This window comes from Caballeronia arationis, from assembly GCF_001544975.2.
Lineage (GTDB): Bacteria > Pseudomonadota > Gammaproteobacteria > Burkholderiales > Burkholderiaceae > Caballeronia > Caballeronia arationis.
This window is the reverse complement of sequence record NZ_FCOG02000001.1, coordinates 125,645-139,757: the sequence shown is the minus strand read 5'-3', so window position 1 is coordinate 139,757 and position 14,113 is coordinate 125,645. Positions and strand designations below refer to the sequence as shown.

The window sequence follows — 14,113 nt, the reverse complement described above, 5'->3', positions numbered from 1 at the left end:
TTCTCCTACTTCGCAACCGGCATCGTGAACTCCGCGCCCTTCGCGATGCTGTCCGGCCAGCGCTGCATCACGCTCTTGTAGCGCGTGTAGAAGCGGACACCTTCCTCGCCGTACGCGTGGTGATCGCCGAAGAGCGAGCGCTTCCAGCCGCCGAACGAGTGCCACGCCATCGGCACCGGGATCGGCACGTTGATGCCGACCATGCCCACCTTGATCTGCCGCGAAAACGCGCGCGCGACGCCGCCGTCCGACGTGTAGCACGACACGCCGTTCGCGAACTCATGCCGGTTGATCAGTTCGACTGCGCTCGCAAAGTCCGGCACGCGCACGACGCACAGCACCGGCCCGAAGATTTCTTCCTTGTAGATGGTGCTGTCGGTGCTGACATCGTCGAAGAGCGTGCCGCCGAGGAAGAAGCCGTTTTCGTGTCCATCGACCTTGTGCCCGCGGCCATCGACAACCAGCTTCGCGCCGCACTTCGCACCCGCATCGATGTAGCCTTCCACTTTCGCCCGATGCGCCGCAGTGACGAGCGGCCCCATCTCCGCGTCGCGCTCCATCCCGTTCTTGATGACAAGCGATTTCACGCGCGGCACGAGGCGCTCGATCAGCTCATCGGCGATATGGCCGACCGCGACCGCCACCGAAATCGCCATGCAGCGCTCGCCGGCCGAACCGTAGGCCGAGCCCATCAGCGCATCGACGGCCTGGTCGAGATCGGCGTCGGGCATCACGACGAGGTGATTCTTCGCGCCACCCAGCGCCTGCACGCGCTTGCCGTGTTTCGTGCCCTCCGCGTAGATGTATTCGGCGATCGGCGTCGAGCCGACGAACGACAGCGCCTCGACATCGCGATGCGCGAGCAGTGCATCGACGGCGGTCTTGTCGCCATGCACCACGTTGAACACACCATCGGGCAAGCCGGCTTCCCTGAGCAGTTCGGCAAGGCGAATCGACGCGGAAGGGTCGCGCTCCGAGGGCTTCAGCACGAAGGTGTTGCCCGTCGCGATGGCGATCGGGAACATCCAGCACGGCACCATCATCGGGAAGTTGAACGGCGTGATGCCGGCGACCACACCGAGCGGCTGCCGCAGGTTCCAGTTGTCGATGCCGCCGCCGATCTGATCGGTGAAATCGGTTTTGAGCAGGTTCGGAATGCCGCACGCAAACTCCACGATCTCGATGCCGCGCATCACTTCGCCGTAAGCGTCCGTGAATACCTTGCCGTGCTCGCGCGTGATGATTTCGGCGAGTTCGTCGTGATGCCTGTCGAGTAATTCCTTGAACTTGAACATCACGCGAGCGCGCTTGATCGGCGCGGTCTCGCTCCAGGCGTGGAACGCAGCATGGGCGGCGGCCACCGCCGCATCGACTTCGGTGACGCTCGCGAGCGGAACGCGCGATGTCACCGCGCCCGTCGCGGGATTGAAGACGTCGCCGAAGCGGTCGCTCGTACCTTCGACTCGCTGTCCGCCGATGAAATGCGTCAGCGCTGCGGCGCGCGTTTCGCTGTTATGTGTCTCGCTCATGTGCTCCTCCTTGTATCGACCATGCAGGATGATTGCTGGAAGCCGGTCTTTGTCCGATGGGTAAGAGCGTACCGCCGCAGCCGTCCCCAAATCCAATGAGATATGTTCAACAGAGATATAAGACACGCTAATATCAGCGCATGGACTACACCCTGCTCCGCGCATTCGTTACGGTGGCCCGCGAAGGCAATCTCACGCGGGCTGCGGCGCACCTGCATCTGACGCAGCCCGCCGTGAGCCTGCAAATCAAGAATCTGCAGGAGTTGCTCGGTATCGGGCTGTTTTCGAGAACCTCGCACGGGCTGCTGCTCACGCGCGACGGCGAAGCGCTCCTGCCGCACGCCGAGCGCGCGCTCGCGGCCGCGAACGAAGTTCAGCGCGCCGCTGCTGCGCTGCGGCATGAAGTGCGGGGACGGCTGCGCATCGGCACCATTCTCGATCCGGATTTTCTGCGGCTCGGCGGATTCCTGCGGCAACTCGTCGAAACCTACCCGCAGATCCAGACGGCGCTCAGGCACGGCATGTCCGGCTGGGTGCTGGAGCGCGTGAAGGCGCGCGATCTCGACGTGGGGTTCTACATCGGCGATCCCGATACGGACGACACGCGCGACGCCGGGCGGTTTCACGTCGTGACGCTGACGTCGTATCTGTACCGGGTGCTGGCGCCGGCGGGCTGGCATAACCGCGTCAACAAGGGAAAGCGCGACTGGGCGGCGCTCGCCAAGCTGCCGTGGATCTGGACGCCGCCCGAATCGGCGCACAACCGGCTGCTCTCGCGCGTGTTTGCAGCGGCGGGCGCAACGCCCGTGATCGTCGCGGAAGTGGATCAGGAGCCGTCGATGCTCGATCTCGTGAAATCGGGGGTCGGCCTCACGCTCGCCCGCGATTCGATCGCGCTCGCGCAGGCGCATGCGCACGCGCTGACGATCGTCGAAGGGATGACCGTGCCGACGCAGCTGTCGTTCATCGCGCTCGCCGAACGCCGCGAAGAGCCCGTGATCGCGGCCGCGCTGCGCCTGATCGAGGATCAATGGTCGATGTAGGCGCCGGTTCAAGCGCCGGTCATCGAAACTTTGCTAGTCTGAGTCTCTTTCTCCAACCGGCTTCGAGGAGTCCTCGCCCATGGCACGCAACATCGAAATCAAGGCCCGCGCGCATCAGTTCGACGCGCTTCGCGAACGTGCCGCTGCACTCGCCTCCGACGCGCCGCTCATTTTTCGCCAGCAGGACTTTTTCTACGACGTCCCGACCGGACGCCTCAAGCTGCGCCAGTTCGACGACGGCACGCCGTCCGAACTGATCTTCTACCAGCGCGACGACCGCGACGGCCCGAAAGTCTCCTACTACTCGCGCAGCCCGGTGACGAATGCCGAGGCGATGCACACGCTGCTCGCGCAGGCGCTGACAACGCGCGGGATCGTCTCGAAGGAGCGCCACGTCTATCTGGTCGGGCGCACGCGCATTCATCTGGACCGTGTCGACGGTCTCGGCGATTTCATCGAACTGGAAGTGCTGCTAGGACAGGACGACGACGAAGCCGCCGGCGAGCAGGAAGCGCACGACATGTTCGCGCGGCTGGGCGTCGCGCAAAACGACCTGGTACCGGTCGCTTACGTCGATCTGCTCGCGCAGCCGGCCTAGGTTCGGGAATCGGCTGCGTCGCCGGAGAGATGTCCGAGCGGCAGCGGACCGTTGCGCTTGAACGTGGTCAGCACGATGTTCGAGCGCACGCTGTCGACGCCCGGCACGCGCATCAGTTTTTTCATCACGAACGACGAGAGCGCGGAGAGGTCGGGCGCGACGATGCGCAACAGATAGTCGGCGTCACCGACGGTCGCGTGGCATTCGAGCACTTCCGGCAGCGTTTCGATCTGCTGCTGGAACTGCTCGATGACCGAATCGCCGTGATGCTTGAGCTTGAGGCTGGTGAACGCCGTCACGCCGAGGCCGAGCTTTTCCGGACGCAACATCACGCGGTATCCCTCAATCACCCCTGTCGATTCGAGCCGTTGCAGGCGACGGCCGATCTGCGACGGTGACAGCGGCACTTGCTCGCCGAGCTGCTGATGTGTTGCGCGTCCGAAGCGTTGAAGAACGTCGAGAAGCGCGAGATCGAAGTGATCGAGATCAATCATGAGGATTCTGTGCATTTATCGGCTGAATGCGCGAGTTTAATGCACTGCGGCTGTCGCCGGAGACCTCACCCTACATTCGCAAGCTTCGTAACGTCCGTATTACCAACGGTAACAAGCCTGAAAGCGTTCGAAACAGCCAATAATCAGGAAAAATGGGTGTTTCGAAAGCAAAATAGAGAGTGTTCGAAAGATTGAAATGCCGCCTGGCTTTCACCCGGAAAGGCCTGTTCTCGCTCGCTCGTAAGCTTCCCACGCCGCCCGGGCTTTAGGGTCTAATCGCTCCGCCGGCATCGATGTGGCACGCTGTACAATCAGCAGCGCATAAGGCCTGGACAGTGCGCTCGCCTCGTCGCACAGACTCAACTCGTCGCCGCTCGACGGCGAGCGATTGCGCCAGAAATTGATCGCAGCTTCGAGTTCGTGAATCGGGATGTCAGGCATGTCCGGACAGAAAGTAATCGGTGCACGACTTCTGCGGCCCTGAGCGCCGCGGCGTGCCGCCTTTGACGTAAGCGTTTTGATCTGGCCCGAACCCGCGCCGCCGCGTCGATCCTTCTCGCCGGCCTGGCGCCCGTCCGAGCTCAACCCATTGTACTTGAGCGACTTTCATGCGAATCCTTCTGATCGAAGACGACCGCCCCATCGCGCGCGGCATCCAAAGCAGCCTCGAACAATCCGGCTTCACCGTCGACATGGTTCACGACGGCATCTTCGCCGAGCAGGCGCTCGCGCAAAACCGGCATGAACTGGTGATTCTCGATCTCGGCCTGCCGGGCATAGACGGCATGACGCTGCTCGCGCGCTTTCGCCAGAGCAACCGCCATACGCCGGTCATCATCCTCACTGCGCGCGACGAACTGCACGACCGCGTGCAGGGCCTGAACAGCGGCGCCGACGACTACATGCTCAAGCCGTTCGAGCCGCAGGAACTGGAAGCGCGCATCCGTGCCGTGATGCGCCGAAGCGGTCCGCACGGCGATGTGCCGCGTCCCGAAGTCACGCTGGGTGGGCTGCGTCTGTCGGGCGTCGACCGTCGCATCTTCAACGACGAAAAGCCGCTCGAACTGTCGCCGCGCGAATTCGCGGTGCTCGAAATGCTGCTGTTGCGCCATGGCCGCGTGGTCAGCAAGGCGCAGCTTCAGGATCACCTGACGCATTTCGGCGGCGATCTCGGCGATACGGCGATCGAAGTGTATGTGCACCGGGTCCGCAAGAAGCTCGAAAACACGCGGGTCGAGATCGTGACGGTGCGCGGCTTCGGCTATCTGTTGCAGGAAATCCGGCAGGCCGCGTAAGCGCCTGTCCGTAGAACGCCTTGCGATTTCCCTCCCGGCGCGCGAGCGACGAACGTTTCGCTCGCGACGACTGGCTTCACCTGGCGCGTACGAAGGTGACCAGTAATTCCCCTCCGCCGAGCCTCCGGCGATCCCTGCTGCGCCGTCTCGCGGCGCCGCTGTCCTTGCTCGCGCTGATGAGCGGCCTGATGGCGTACTGGCTCGCGTGGCAGTACACGCAGCACGTCGTCGACCGCTCGCTCGCCGATCTCGCCACCGCCATCTCGCGGCAGATCCAGCTGGCGGGGGTCGATGCGCCCGTGACCGTGCCGCCGCTCGCGCAGGCAATGTTCTCCGATCCCGTCGAGCAACTGATCTACCGCATCAGCGACGGCGAGAACGAAATCGCCGGTGAGCCCGACTTGCCACTGACCGGCACCAGCGTGCGCCGCATCCACTACGCCTACGTCTTCGAAACGCACTATCAGGGCATGAGCGTGCGAGCGGCACAGGTGCGTGTCGACCAGCCGCACGGCAATCCGATCGTCGTGGAGGTCGCGCAGCGCGTCGGCTCGCGCTACCGGATCGCGGTCGAGTTCCTGGTCGCGATCATGATGCCGCTTTTGCTGCTGCTGCTCGCGGGCTGGGTGATCGTGTGGCGCGTCGTGAACCAGCAGCTCAATCCGCTGACCGATCTCGCCGATACGCTCAATCAGCAGACCCACACCTCGCTCGAACCCGTCGACGAAACGCTCGTGCCGGTCGAAATCCGGCCGCTCACGAGCGCGATGAACGCGCTGCTCGACCGTCTGAAGACCGCGCTCGATGCGCAGCGCAAGTTCATCGCCGATGCCGCGCATCAGTTGCGCACGCCGCTCACCGCCGTGAAGCTGCACGCCGAGCAGGCGATGATCGCCCGCGATCCGGCGAAGGCGCTCGATGCGGTGAAGGAACTGCGGGCGTCGGCGGATCGCGCGGTGCGGCTCTCCAATCAGTTGCTATCGCTCGCGCGTGCGGAGCCGGGCGAACAGGCCGCGCGCTTCGTCGATTTCGACCTCGCCGCGCTCGCGTTCGAGACCGGTGCGGAATGGGTGCCGCGCGCGCTTGCCGCCGGCGTCGATCTGGGCTTCCAGCGCCTCGACGATCCCGACAACGAAGATCCGCTGATCGTGCGCGGCAACGTCGTGCTGCTACGCGAGGTGATCGCGAACCTGATCGACAACGCGCTCAAGTACATCCCGCCGTTCCGCCAGGACGGCGCGCGCGTGACGGTGAGCGTGACTGCATGGCGCGACCAGGCGGGCCACCAGTTCGGCGAGATCGTCGTGGAAGACAACGGCCCGGGTGTGCCGCACGACCAGCAGCCCGATCTCTTCAAGCGCTTCTTCCGCGGCGATGGGCAAACCATCGAAGGCGGCGCCGGTCTCGGCCTTGCGATCGTCCACGACATCATGGTGCTGCACGGCGGCAGCGTGCATTACGAAAATGCGCCGGAAGGCGGCGCCTGCTTCATCGTGCGCATGCCGTTGAAGCCTCGCGTTCCGGCAGCGGCGCCCGCCGCATAAAAAAATGCCACGGCATCGCTGCCGTGGCATTCGCTTCCGACGAAAACCGGGAATAGCGCCGAGGGCCGAAGCCCCGGCGAAGCGCCTTACTTCTTCAACGCCAGCATCGTTCCCCGGCACTTCTTCGATCCGCAACGGCACTCGTATTCCTTCTTGAGCTTCTTCGTGATGCGACCGTCGATGACGAGACCGTAGTCGTAGTACAGCTCTTCATCCGGCTGGATGTCGCGAAGCGCGTGAATGAATACGCGGCCTTCCACTTCCTCCGCTTCGCAATTCGGCGCGCAGGAGTGGTTGATGTATTTCGCACTGTTGCCGTCGATCTTGCCGTCGATCACGCGGCCATCGTCCAGCGCGAAGTAGAACGTGTGGTTCGGTTCCTCCGGATTGTGCGGATGGCGGCGAAGCGCCTCTTTCCACGAAATGCGCTCGCCCTTGTATTCCATCACCTGCTCGCCCGCCGCAATCCGCCTCGCGGCAAACACGCCCTTGCCATGCACGCCCGAGCGGCGAACGGTGACCCTGCGTGAACTCATCGAATGAATCCTTAAATAACGATCGGTGGGGAGGGTTGAATGAAGCCCGTGCCGCCGCGTCGCGCGCGCGCCTCGTCAGGAGACGCGGAGGGCGTGCATTGGCCAGGCGGGATGAAAAAAACGCGGCGGCCTGATAGGCGCCGCGTTCATCTTGCCGGACGCATGGTGCGCCCGAACATTCGGCATCGTACACGGTAGCCGCATTTGAATTCAACCGTCCGCGGCACGGCCTCGATCGATGCGTATTGCAACGACTCAGCGTTGCCCGAACGAGATGTCGCCGAAGAGCGCCTTCTGGTCGCGCGGTTGCGAGCGCCAGTACTGCGGCGGCGCCTCGACGGTCGAGCCCAGTTGCGCGGCCGCGTGCCACGGCCAGCGCGGGTTGTAGAGCAGCGCCCGGGCGAGCGCGATGAAATCGGCCTGGCCGCTCTCGATGATCTCCTCGGCGTGCATCGGATCGGTGATGAGACCGACGGCGATCGTCGGAAGGCTCGTCGCTTCCTTCACCGCCTTCGCGAACGGCACCTGATAGCCGGGTTCGAGCGGAATCTTCTGCAGCGGCGACACGCCGCCCGACGAAACGTCTATCCAGTCGACGCCCCGCTTCTTCAGTTCGTTGGCGAACGCGATGGTGTCTTCGATTCCCCAACCGCCGTCGACCCAGTCCGACGCCGACACGCGCACGCCGATTGGCCGGTCGTCCGGAAACACGGCACGAATGGCGTCGAAGATTTCGAGCGGAAAGCGCATGCGGTTTTCAAGCGAGCCGCCGTATTCATCGGTGCGCTGGTTCGCGACGGGCGAGAGAAACTGATGCAGCAGATAGCCGTGCGCCGCGTGCAGTTCGAGACCGTCGATACCGAGCCGCGCCGCGCGTTTGGCAGACGCCACGAACGCTTCGCGCACGCGGATGAGACCAGCGGTATCCAGCGCGAGCGGCGGCGTTTCGCCGTCCTTGTGGGGAATCGCCGAGGGCGCGTGCGGCATCCAGCCGCCTTCGGACACCGGGATCAACTGCCCGCCTTCCCACGGCACGTGGCTCGAACCCTTGCGGCCGGCGTGCGCGAGTTGCATCGTGACGGCGATCTTCGAATGCTTGCGGATCGCGGCGAGCACCGGTTTCAGCGCGGCTTCGGTGGCGTCGTCCCAGAGGCCGAGGTCGCCGGGCGTGATGCGGCCATCGGGCTCGACGGCGGTGGCTTCGATGAACAGCATCGCCGCACCCGAGAGCGCGAGATGACCGAGATGGATCATGTGCCATGCCGTTGCTTCGCCGCGTTCGGCCGAATACTGGCACATGGGTGACACGAGGATCCGATTGGGAAGCGTGACGCCACGCAGCGTGGCCGGGGAAAACAACGCGCTCATGACGATATCCGGTGAGGAGAAAGACCTGAATCAGCGATCGAGAATAGCACTTCGTTTTCCTTCCTGCAGGCCACGCGTGCCTGCCTCGAAGCGCGTGCGGCACTTCAGTCGTCGTCGCTCTGGCTGCGCGGCGTATCGAGCCGGTTCGCCCACGACTCGACCTTGCCGCTTTCGAGGCGCTTCGCCGCCGTCTTGCGCCACGACGGAGTCAGTGTTTCAAGCATCGTCATCTGTTCGAGCGATGCGCGGTCGTCGCGATCGACGTAGAGCACGCGCAACAGCCTGTCGACGCTCCATTCGGGATGCGGCCGCGCCAGCCGTTCGACAGCATCGCCCGCGCCGGCAACGCCCGGCTCCAGCACGCGGTAGTACCAGCCCGTGCGGCGCGTGTCCTGCACGCGACGCGACATGTCTTCGCGAAAGAAACGCAGGTTGAGCTTCCAGCACGGCTGTCGCGGCTGCGACACCTGCACGATCGCCGTGCCGATGCGATACACATCGCCGACACAGATGCAGCTTTCATCGATACCGCGCGTCGAAAGGTTTTCGCCGAACGCGCCGGGCGCTTCGAAGCGTTCGAGTCCCGCGTGCCCGGCGCTCCATTCCTCGCGCCATGCCGCGTAGTGGTCGAATGCGTAGTGAAGCAGCGCCTTCTCCGGGCCACCGTGATGCTTGCGTTCGAACTGTTCGTCGCCGTCGATGCCGGTCTCGCCGATTTGCACGCGCTCCGGCACGGGCGTCTTGTGGATCGCACTTCGCTTGCCCTGTGTTCCGAGCGGCGCGGCTTTGCCGACGAGCACGGCATCGAGAATGATCTGCATGAACTGGCCGATGACTGAGGATTGCCTAGCGCTGGCGGGTGAAGTCGAACTGGTCGAGCCATTCGCCGAACATCGAGCGCGCCGCGCGCTCGAGCCCCGGGCCGAAGCGCGCGGTCTCTTCCCGCAGACGCGGCGCGCTGGTCCCGCTTTGCGCGATATCGCCGGGATAGGCGACGAGCCAGTTTTCGAAGCGGTCCGCGAGCACTTCCGGGTGGCACTGCAACGCGAGAACGTGTTCTCCCCACGTGAATGCCTGGTTCCGGCACGCGGGCGTCGATGCCAGATGCGTGGCGCCGTCGGGAAGATCGAAGGTGTCGCCGTGCCAGTGGAAGACCGGCGTCGAGACGCCGTCCGCTTCCAGATGCCGAAGCGGCGAAGCGCGTCCGGCTTCCGTCAGCGTGAGCGGCTGCCAGCCGAGCTCCTTTTCCGCCGCGGGATAAACCTTCGCACCGAGCGCGCGTGCGATCAGCTGCGAGCCGAGACAAATGCCGAGCGTCGGCAGCCCTGCCGACAGACGCTTTTCCAGCATCGCGAGCAGTGGTACGAGGTGCGGATAGCTAGCGTCGTCATACGCGCCGATGGGGCCGCCGAGCACGACCATCAGCGACGGATCGAGCGGATTAGGGGCATCGATGCGGCCGCGGCCGACGTCGAGATAACGCACGAAATGGCCGCGATCGCCGAGTACCAGTTCGAGATTGCCCAGATCTTCGAAATAGACGTGGCGAATCGCCAGGACTTCATGTTTCATCGGCAGGATTCCGTGGCTTTGGGGCTGCGGGTTGAGTCTGCAAGTCGGTTGGCGAATGGACAACCGGCCGCGGCCCACGAATGGGGGCGCGACCGGCACAGTCTAACCGACTCGCAGCAAGCACACATGCCTGCCGGACGGACAACGTTCTCGCCAGGCTTACGCGACCTGGGCGAAAATCTTCCAGCTCTTCTTCTGCGTGGCGATGTCCGCTTCTTCGTATACCGAACAATCCAGACGCAGGTCGGTATCGGCCATCGAAATCTGCAGAAGCGCGCAGCGATGCGGCGTCTTCTTTGGATTCTTGCTTGCCTCGAAGTGCGAACAGGACAGGCACATGCGGTGCGCCGGAATCTGCTCCTGCGTTTCCAGCTGGCGGATCGTCTTGAGCAGCGTCCGGTAGAACGCGGCCTGTTCGTCGTCGCGCAACGTGCCGACAGCCTTCGCGAGGAAGTCCGGCCATTGCAGCGCGCGCTTGGCCGCCGTGCGGCCGCGTGCCGTCAGACGAACCGCGAGCGCGCGGCCATCGTCGATCGCGCGGCGCTTTTCGACCAGGCCCTTGCCTTCCAGCGTGCTCACCGCATCGCTCGTGGTCGCGGCGGTGAGTGCCGTTTCGCGCGCGATCTCGCCAAGCCGCATCGGCCCCTTGCGCTGCATCAGCAGCACGAGAATTTCACCCTGGGTCGGCGTCAGCCCCGCGCCTTCCGCCCATTCCCATGCCTGGCTGCGCATCGCCGTGCTCAGCCGCAGCAGGCCATGGGTCACCCGCCCCGTCGCCTGCTCTCCGTAAACGCCTTCGCTCATAGTCTTCGCTTCTTGTTCCGCTTATGTGTTTTGACAGCGGGCGACCCGCAAACATCCGCCGGCGTCAAGCATGCCCGCCCGGCGAAAGACCGCTGGCTTCACCGCCAGCCGTTTCCGGCCAACGGTCCCACTGTCTCAAAATTCAGGCGTACCAATCCAACTTCGTACCGCCCGATGGGACGTTGCAACTCTCTTCGCGCCTTATCGTGCTCTTGCTGACGCTTTGCTCTGCCGGCCAGTAACGATGCCAGCAAAGTCGACATTCTAAGCGACACGGAACAAACGTACACCTTAGTTATTCACGCAACACTGTGGATAACCCGTGGGAAAACACGCTGTTCCGATGTGGGCGGATTCTTGATAACTCGCCATCCATCTCGGCGCGTTCCTGTGATATCCCTGGATCCCTCTCGCAATGCGTGCCTGTCCGGCCTACTTTTCCATGCGCTACCACTTTGACTTTACAAGGCTTTTTCCAGTTGTCCACAGAAAATGCCGAAGCTTGTTAACTACTATTACGTATGTATACGGCTTCTTGGACGTAAACCTTAAAAGCTTTCTGTCGGCAACGGCGCTTACCCTTCGGCTGGAAGAATTCGTAAAAAAACCCGCTCGAAAGCGGGTTTGTCCGTCGAGGATGCTTCGCGCCTGATGACGCTACTGGCGCCATTGCAGACACTGCTGACGCACCGCTTCGTGCAGCGACTTTTCCTTGTCGAAGACGCCGCGCAGCCACGTCGCATCGTTGTTGTTGCCGCGCGCGATGTCGCCGACCATCTTCAGCGCCTCGGTCGAGCCGAGCGCTTCGGCGTGCGGTGCGAGGACATCGAGCGTCTCGAGGATGTCTTCGGTGATAGTCCGGCGTTCGCCCGTCTGCGGGTTGATGCAGACGCCTTCCAGTCCGAAGCGGCACGCCTCGAAACGGTTGAAGGTGTAGACGAGGTAGTCGTCTTCCTTGAGCGTGAGCGGCTTGTCGAGCAGCAGGTAGCGGGAAAGCGTCTGGATGTAGCACGCGATCGCGGCCGCCCGGTCGACGGACAGCGGCGTATCCATCACCCGCACTTCGATCGTGCCGAAACCCGGCTTCGGCCGGATGTCCCAGTAGAAGTCCTTCATGCTGTTGACGACGCCCGTGCTCACCATCTTCGAGAAGTATTCCTCGAAGCTGTCCCAGGTGAGCGCGAACGGCGCGCGGCCCGAAAGCGGAAACGCGAACACCGAATTCAGGCGCGCCGAGTGAAAACCGGTATCGACGCCCTGAATGTACGGCGACGAAGCCGACAGCGCGATGAAATGCGGAATGAAGCGCGACATCGAATGGAGCAGGAACAGCGCGCTGTTCGGATCCGGGCAGCCGATATGCACGTGCTGGCCGAACACCGTGAACTGCTTCGCGAGATAGCCGTAAAGCTCCGAGATGTACTGGAAACGCGGCGTATCGAAGATCTGCCGCTCGCTCCATTGCTGGAAAGCGTGCGTGCCGCCGCCGCACAGGCCGACGTTCAACTGGTCGGCCGCGGCGACGAGCGTGTCGCGGATCTTGCGCAGGTCGGCGACCGCCTGCTCGTGCGTCGTGCAGATGCCCGTCGACAGCTCGATCATGCTTTCCGTGATCTCGGGCGTGATGTTGCCCGGAATCTTTTCGTCCTTGATGAGACGCATCAGGTCGGAAGCCGCCTTGGTCAGGTCGTAGTCGTGCGTATTGACGACCTGGATTTCCAGTTCGACGCCGAACGTGAACGGTTCAGAGTTGATGAAAGGTTCGAGTGACATGACGCCTCTTGGTTAAGCGATGCTTTTCAATGACTGCATCGGTTTCATTCGCGCCGCTCGCCGACGGCCGACAGGCTCCGGTAGACGACAAACGGCGCCACCACCTGCAGCACGACGATCGAACACAGCACGATCGCGCGAAGCTTCGGGTCGTAGTCGGGATAAAGCACATACATGTCGTCGACGAGCAGATACGCGAGCGCGGACATCGGCGTGAGCGATACGCCGAGCGCCGCGCCCTGCTTCCAGTTCAGCCCGCTCGGCTTCGCGAAGATCAGGACGCCGGCCAGCTTCCCGACGAAACGCGCCGCGATCAGCGCGAGCGCCGCAACTCCACCGAGCACGATATCGCCCCATTCGAACGCGGTCAGCGTCAACGCGAACAGAATCACCGTGAGGAGCCACCCGGCCGAGCCGAAATGCGCGGGCCAGAGCTGCGGACGCTCGTCCGCGTTCTTCACGATGATGCCGGCGGCGAGCAGTGCGAGGATCGTCGAGAGCTTGAAGAGATGCGCTACCGCGATCGCGAGCAAAACGAGCCCGAACAATGCGACGAATGAATGCTCGTCGTTCACGTTCAGGCGCCGGTACAGCAGGTTGCAGGCGCGCGCGAGCAGGAACGCGAGCACGAGCGAGCCGATCAGCAGATAGAGCGGCTGGACGATGGTCGCGAACGTGTTGCCGTAGATTTCCTGATGCAGCACGCCCGCGGCGAGCTTTTCCACGACAACCGCATACATGCTGTTGAGCGCGGTCAGTGTAAGGAGACGCTGTGTCACCTGTCCTTCGGCGCGCAGTTCGGTTTTCAACTGGATCACCATCGCAGGCGAGGTCGCCATGGCGATAGCCGCGATCACGACGGACTGCATCGTCGGGACGTTGCAGAGCATCAGCGCGATCAGGACGAAACCGAACGTGAGCGTCGATTCGGCGATGCTCGACAGGATCAGATACGGGTTGCGGCGGATCCAGCGCAGGTCGAGCCGGCTGCCGAGTTCGAACAGCAACAGGCCGAGCGCGACGTCGAGTAGCGGGCGCGACAATCCGGCGGCGCTCACGTCGATCACGCTGAATCCCGCATTGCCCGCGATCAGGCCGATCACAGCGTAGCCGGTGATGCGCGGCAGACGCCAGGCGCGCCACAGCAGCTCGCCGCACAGGCCTGCGGCGACGAGCGCGACGCCGGCCCAGAAGATGGCGTCGGGCACGAGCGGCCAGGCGGGTAGAAACGAAAATGCCGAATTCATCGTGTTGGCTTCTCCTTCACAGCTTCCAGCAGATGGAGCACGTGCGCTTTCTGGTGACTTGCGCGTGTACGGCGAAACGCCCGCGGACAAACCGACTCGTCCGGCATATCGAGCGTTGGTTCAGAGCGTTGGTTCACTCAGGCGAAACGAAATTCGAACCGAACACGGCGTCACGGACAGGCCGTGCGTTGATTAGGGTGTGCGTCGGCCGCGCTGCGAGACCAGAGGCGCCTTTCGTCGACACGACGGCGGCAACGCACGGTCCCGGCTCGGAATGCATGGCCGGACACAGTGAACGATGGCGTCGGCA

General features: G+C 63.6%; 14 protein-coding genes. 4 read left to right on the top strand and 10 right to left on the bottom strand.

From position 1 onward, the window contains the following. Positions 1–5 precede the first annotated feature (5 nt). Entirely contained in the window at positions 6–1,529 is a 1,524-nt protein-coding gene (locus AWB81_RS00715; protein WP_062631980.1) for a CoA-acylating methylmalonate-semialdehyde dehydrogenase, read from the bottom strand. A gap of 140 nt (positions 1,530–1,669) precedes the next feature. Between AWB81_RS00715 and AWB81_RS00710 the strand changes: the two genes are divergently transcribed. Together AWB81_RS00710 and AWB81_RS00705 are read left to right on the top strand one after the other, a co-directional pair. Next, positions 1,670–2,572: a LysR family transcriptional regulator gene (locus AWB81_RS00710; RefSeq protein ID WP_062631979.1), complete on the top strand. Its 903-nt coding sequence runs from the start codon at positions 1,670–1,672 to the stop codon at positions 2,570–2,572. A 79-nt stretch (positions 2,573–2,651) separates the two neighbouring features. Then, positions 2,652–3,170 carry a class IV adenylate cyclase gene (locus AWB81_RS00705; protein WP_062631978.1) on the top strand — a complete coding sequence of 173 codons (519 nt, stop codon included), beginning with the start codon at positions 2,652–2,654 and terminating at the stop codon, positions 3,168–3,170. Here AWB81_RS00705 and AWB81_RS00700 read toward each other — a convergent pair. Together AWB81_RS00700 and AWB81_RS00695 are read right to left on the bottom strand one after the other, a co-directional pair. After that, a complete protein-coding gene (locus tag AWB81_RS00700) occupies positions 3,167–3,664 on the bottom strand; it encodes an Lrp/AsnC family transcriptional regulator (RefSeq protein WP_062631977.1) in 498 nt (165 codons plus the stop codon). The two genes, AWB81_RS00705 and AWB81_RS00700, sit on opposite strands and share 4 nt — an antisense overlap. Before the next feature lie 210 nt (positions 3,665–3,874). Then, positions 3,875–4,105 (bottom strand): DUF3717 domain-containing protein, encoded by a 231-nt coding sequence (locus AWB81_RS00695; protein WP_087134727.1) that lies wholly within the window; start codon positions 4,103–4,105, stop codon positions 3,875–3,877. A 167-nt stretch (positions 4,106–4,272) separates the two neighbouring features. Between AWB81_RS00695 and AWB81_RS00690 the strand changes: the two genes are divergently transcribed. Next, entirely contained in the window at positions 4,273–4,959 is a 687-nt protein-coding gene (locus AWB81_RS00690) for a response regulator transcription factor (RefSeq protein ID WP_062631976.1), read from the top strand. A gap of 80 nt (positions 4,960–5,039) precedes the next feature. After that, positions 5,040–6,503, top strand: coding sequence for a sensor histidine kinase (locus AWB81_RS00685; protein WP_062632081.1), 1,464 nt, complete (start codon positions 5,040–5,042; stop codon positions 6,501–6,503). Positions 6,504–6,589: 86 nt separating this feature from the next. Here the strand turns inward: AWB81_RS00685 and AWB81_RS00680 are convergent, their stop codons facing one another. From AWB81_RS00680 to AWB81_RS00650, 7 genes are all read right to left on the bottom strand, one after another. After that, complete coding sequence (locus tag AWB81_RS00680; protein ID WP_087134711.1) at positions 6,590–7,039, bottom strand: SET domain-containing protein; 450 nt, start codon at positions 7,037–7,039, stop codon at positions 6,590–6,592. A gap of 255 nt (positions 7,040–7,294) precedes the next feature. Further along, a complete protein-coding gene (locus AWB81_RS00675; RefSeq protein WP_062631975.1) occupies positions 7,295–8,407 on the bottom strand; it encodes an NADH:flavin oxidoreductase/NADH oxidase in 1,113 nt (370 codons plus the stop codon). A gap of 104 nt (positions 8,408–8,511) precedes the next feature. Further along, entirely contained in the window at positions 8,512–9,228 is a 717-nt protein-coding gene (locus AWB81_RS00670) for an MOSC domain-containing protein (RefSeq protein WP_062631974.1), read from the bottom strand. 25 nt (positions 9,229–9,253) lie between these two features. After that, positions 9,254–9,979, bottom strand: coding sequence for a glutamine amidotransferase (locus AWB81_RS00665; protein WP_062631973.1), 726 nt, complete (start codon positions 9,977–9,979; stop codon positions 9,254–9,256). 159 nt (positions 9,980–10,138) lie between these two features. Next, positions 10,139–10,783, bottom strand: a complete 645-nt coding sequence (locus AWB81_RS00660; protein WP_062631972.1) for a MarR family winged helix-turn-helix transcriptional regulator — start codon at positions 10,781–10,783, stop codon at positions 10,139–10,141. A 657-nt stretch (positions 10,784–11,440) separates the two neighbouring features. Next, a complete protein-coding gene (locus AWB81_RS00655) occupies positions 11,441–12,556 on the bottom strand; it encodes a YbdK family carboxylate-amine ligase (protein ID WP_062631971.1) in 1,116 nt (371 codons plus the stop codon). Positions 12,557–12,600: 44 nt separating this feature from the next. Beyond that, positions 12,601–13,803: a cation:proton antiporter gene (locus tag AWB81_RS00650; RefSeq protein ID WP_062631970.1), complete on the bottom strand. Its 1,203-nt coding sequence runs from the start codon at positions 13,801–13,803 to the stop codon at positions 12,601–12,603. Between the last annotated feature and the right edge of the window lie 310 nt (positions 13,804–14,113).

Excerpts from the sequence above, each read along its gene's own strand:
- AWB81_RS00675 (WP_062631975.1), bottom strand. The coding sequence starts at position 8,407 with ATGAGCGCGTTGTTTTCCCCGGCCACGCTGCGTGGCGTCACGCTTCCC.
- AWB81_RS00665 (WP_062631973.1), bottom strand. The coding sequence starts at position 9,979 with ATGAAACATGAAGTCCTGGCGATTCGCCACGTCTATTTCGAAGATCTG.
- AWB81_RS00700 (WP_062631977.1), bottom strand. The coding sequence starts at position 3,664 with ATGATTGATCTCGATCACTTCGATCTCGCGCTTCTCGACGTTCTTCAA.
- AWB81_RS00695 (WP_087134727.1), bottom strand. The coding sequence starts at position 4,105 with ATGCCTGACATCCCGATTCACGAACTCGAAGCTGCGATCAATTTCTGG.
- AWB81_RS00655 (WP_062631971.1), bottom strand. The coding sequence starts at position 12,556 with ATGTCACTCGAACCTTTCATCAACTCTGAACCGTTCACGTTCGGCGTC.
- AWB81_RS00690 (WP_062631976.1), top strand. The coding sequence starts at position 4,273 with ATGCGAATCCTTCTGATCGAAGACGACCGCCCCATCGCGCGCGGCATC.
- AWB81_RS00710 (WP_062631979.1), top strand. The coding sequence starts at position 1,670 with ATGGACTACACCCTGCTCCGCGCATTCGTTACGGTGGCCCGCGAAGGC.
- AWB81_RS00660 (WP_062631972.1), bottom strand. The coding sequence starts at position 10,783 with ATGAGCGAAGGCGTTTACGGAGAGCAGGCGACGGGGCGGGTGACCCAT.
- AWB81_RS00715 (WP_062631980.1), bottom strand. The coding sequence starts at position 1,529 with ATGAGCGAGACACATAACAGCGAAACGCGCGCCGCAGCGCTGACGCAT.
- AWB81_RS00680 (WP_087134711.1), bottom strand. The coding sequence starts at position 7,039 with ATGAGTTCACGCAGGGTCACCGTTCGCCGCTCGGGCGTGCATGGCAAG.
- AWB81_RS00650 (WP_062631970.1), bottom strand. The coding sequence starts at position 13,803 with ATGAATTCGGCATTTTCGTTTCTACCCGCCTGGCCGCTCGTGCCCGAC.
- AWB81_RS00670 (WP_062631974.1), bottom strand. The coding sequence starts at position 9,228 with ATGCAGATCATTCTCGATGCCGTGCTCGTCGGCAAAGCCGCGCCGCTC.
- AWB81_RS00705 (WP_062631978.1), top strand. The coding sequence starts at position 2,652 with ATGGCACGCAACATCGAAATCAAGGCCCGCGCGCATCAGTTCGACGCG.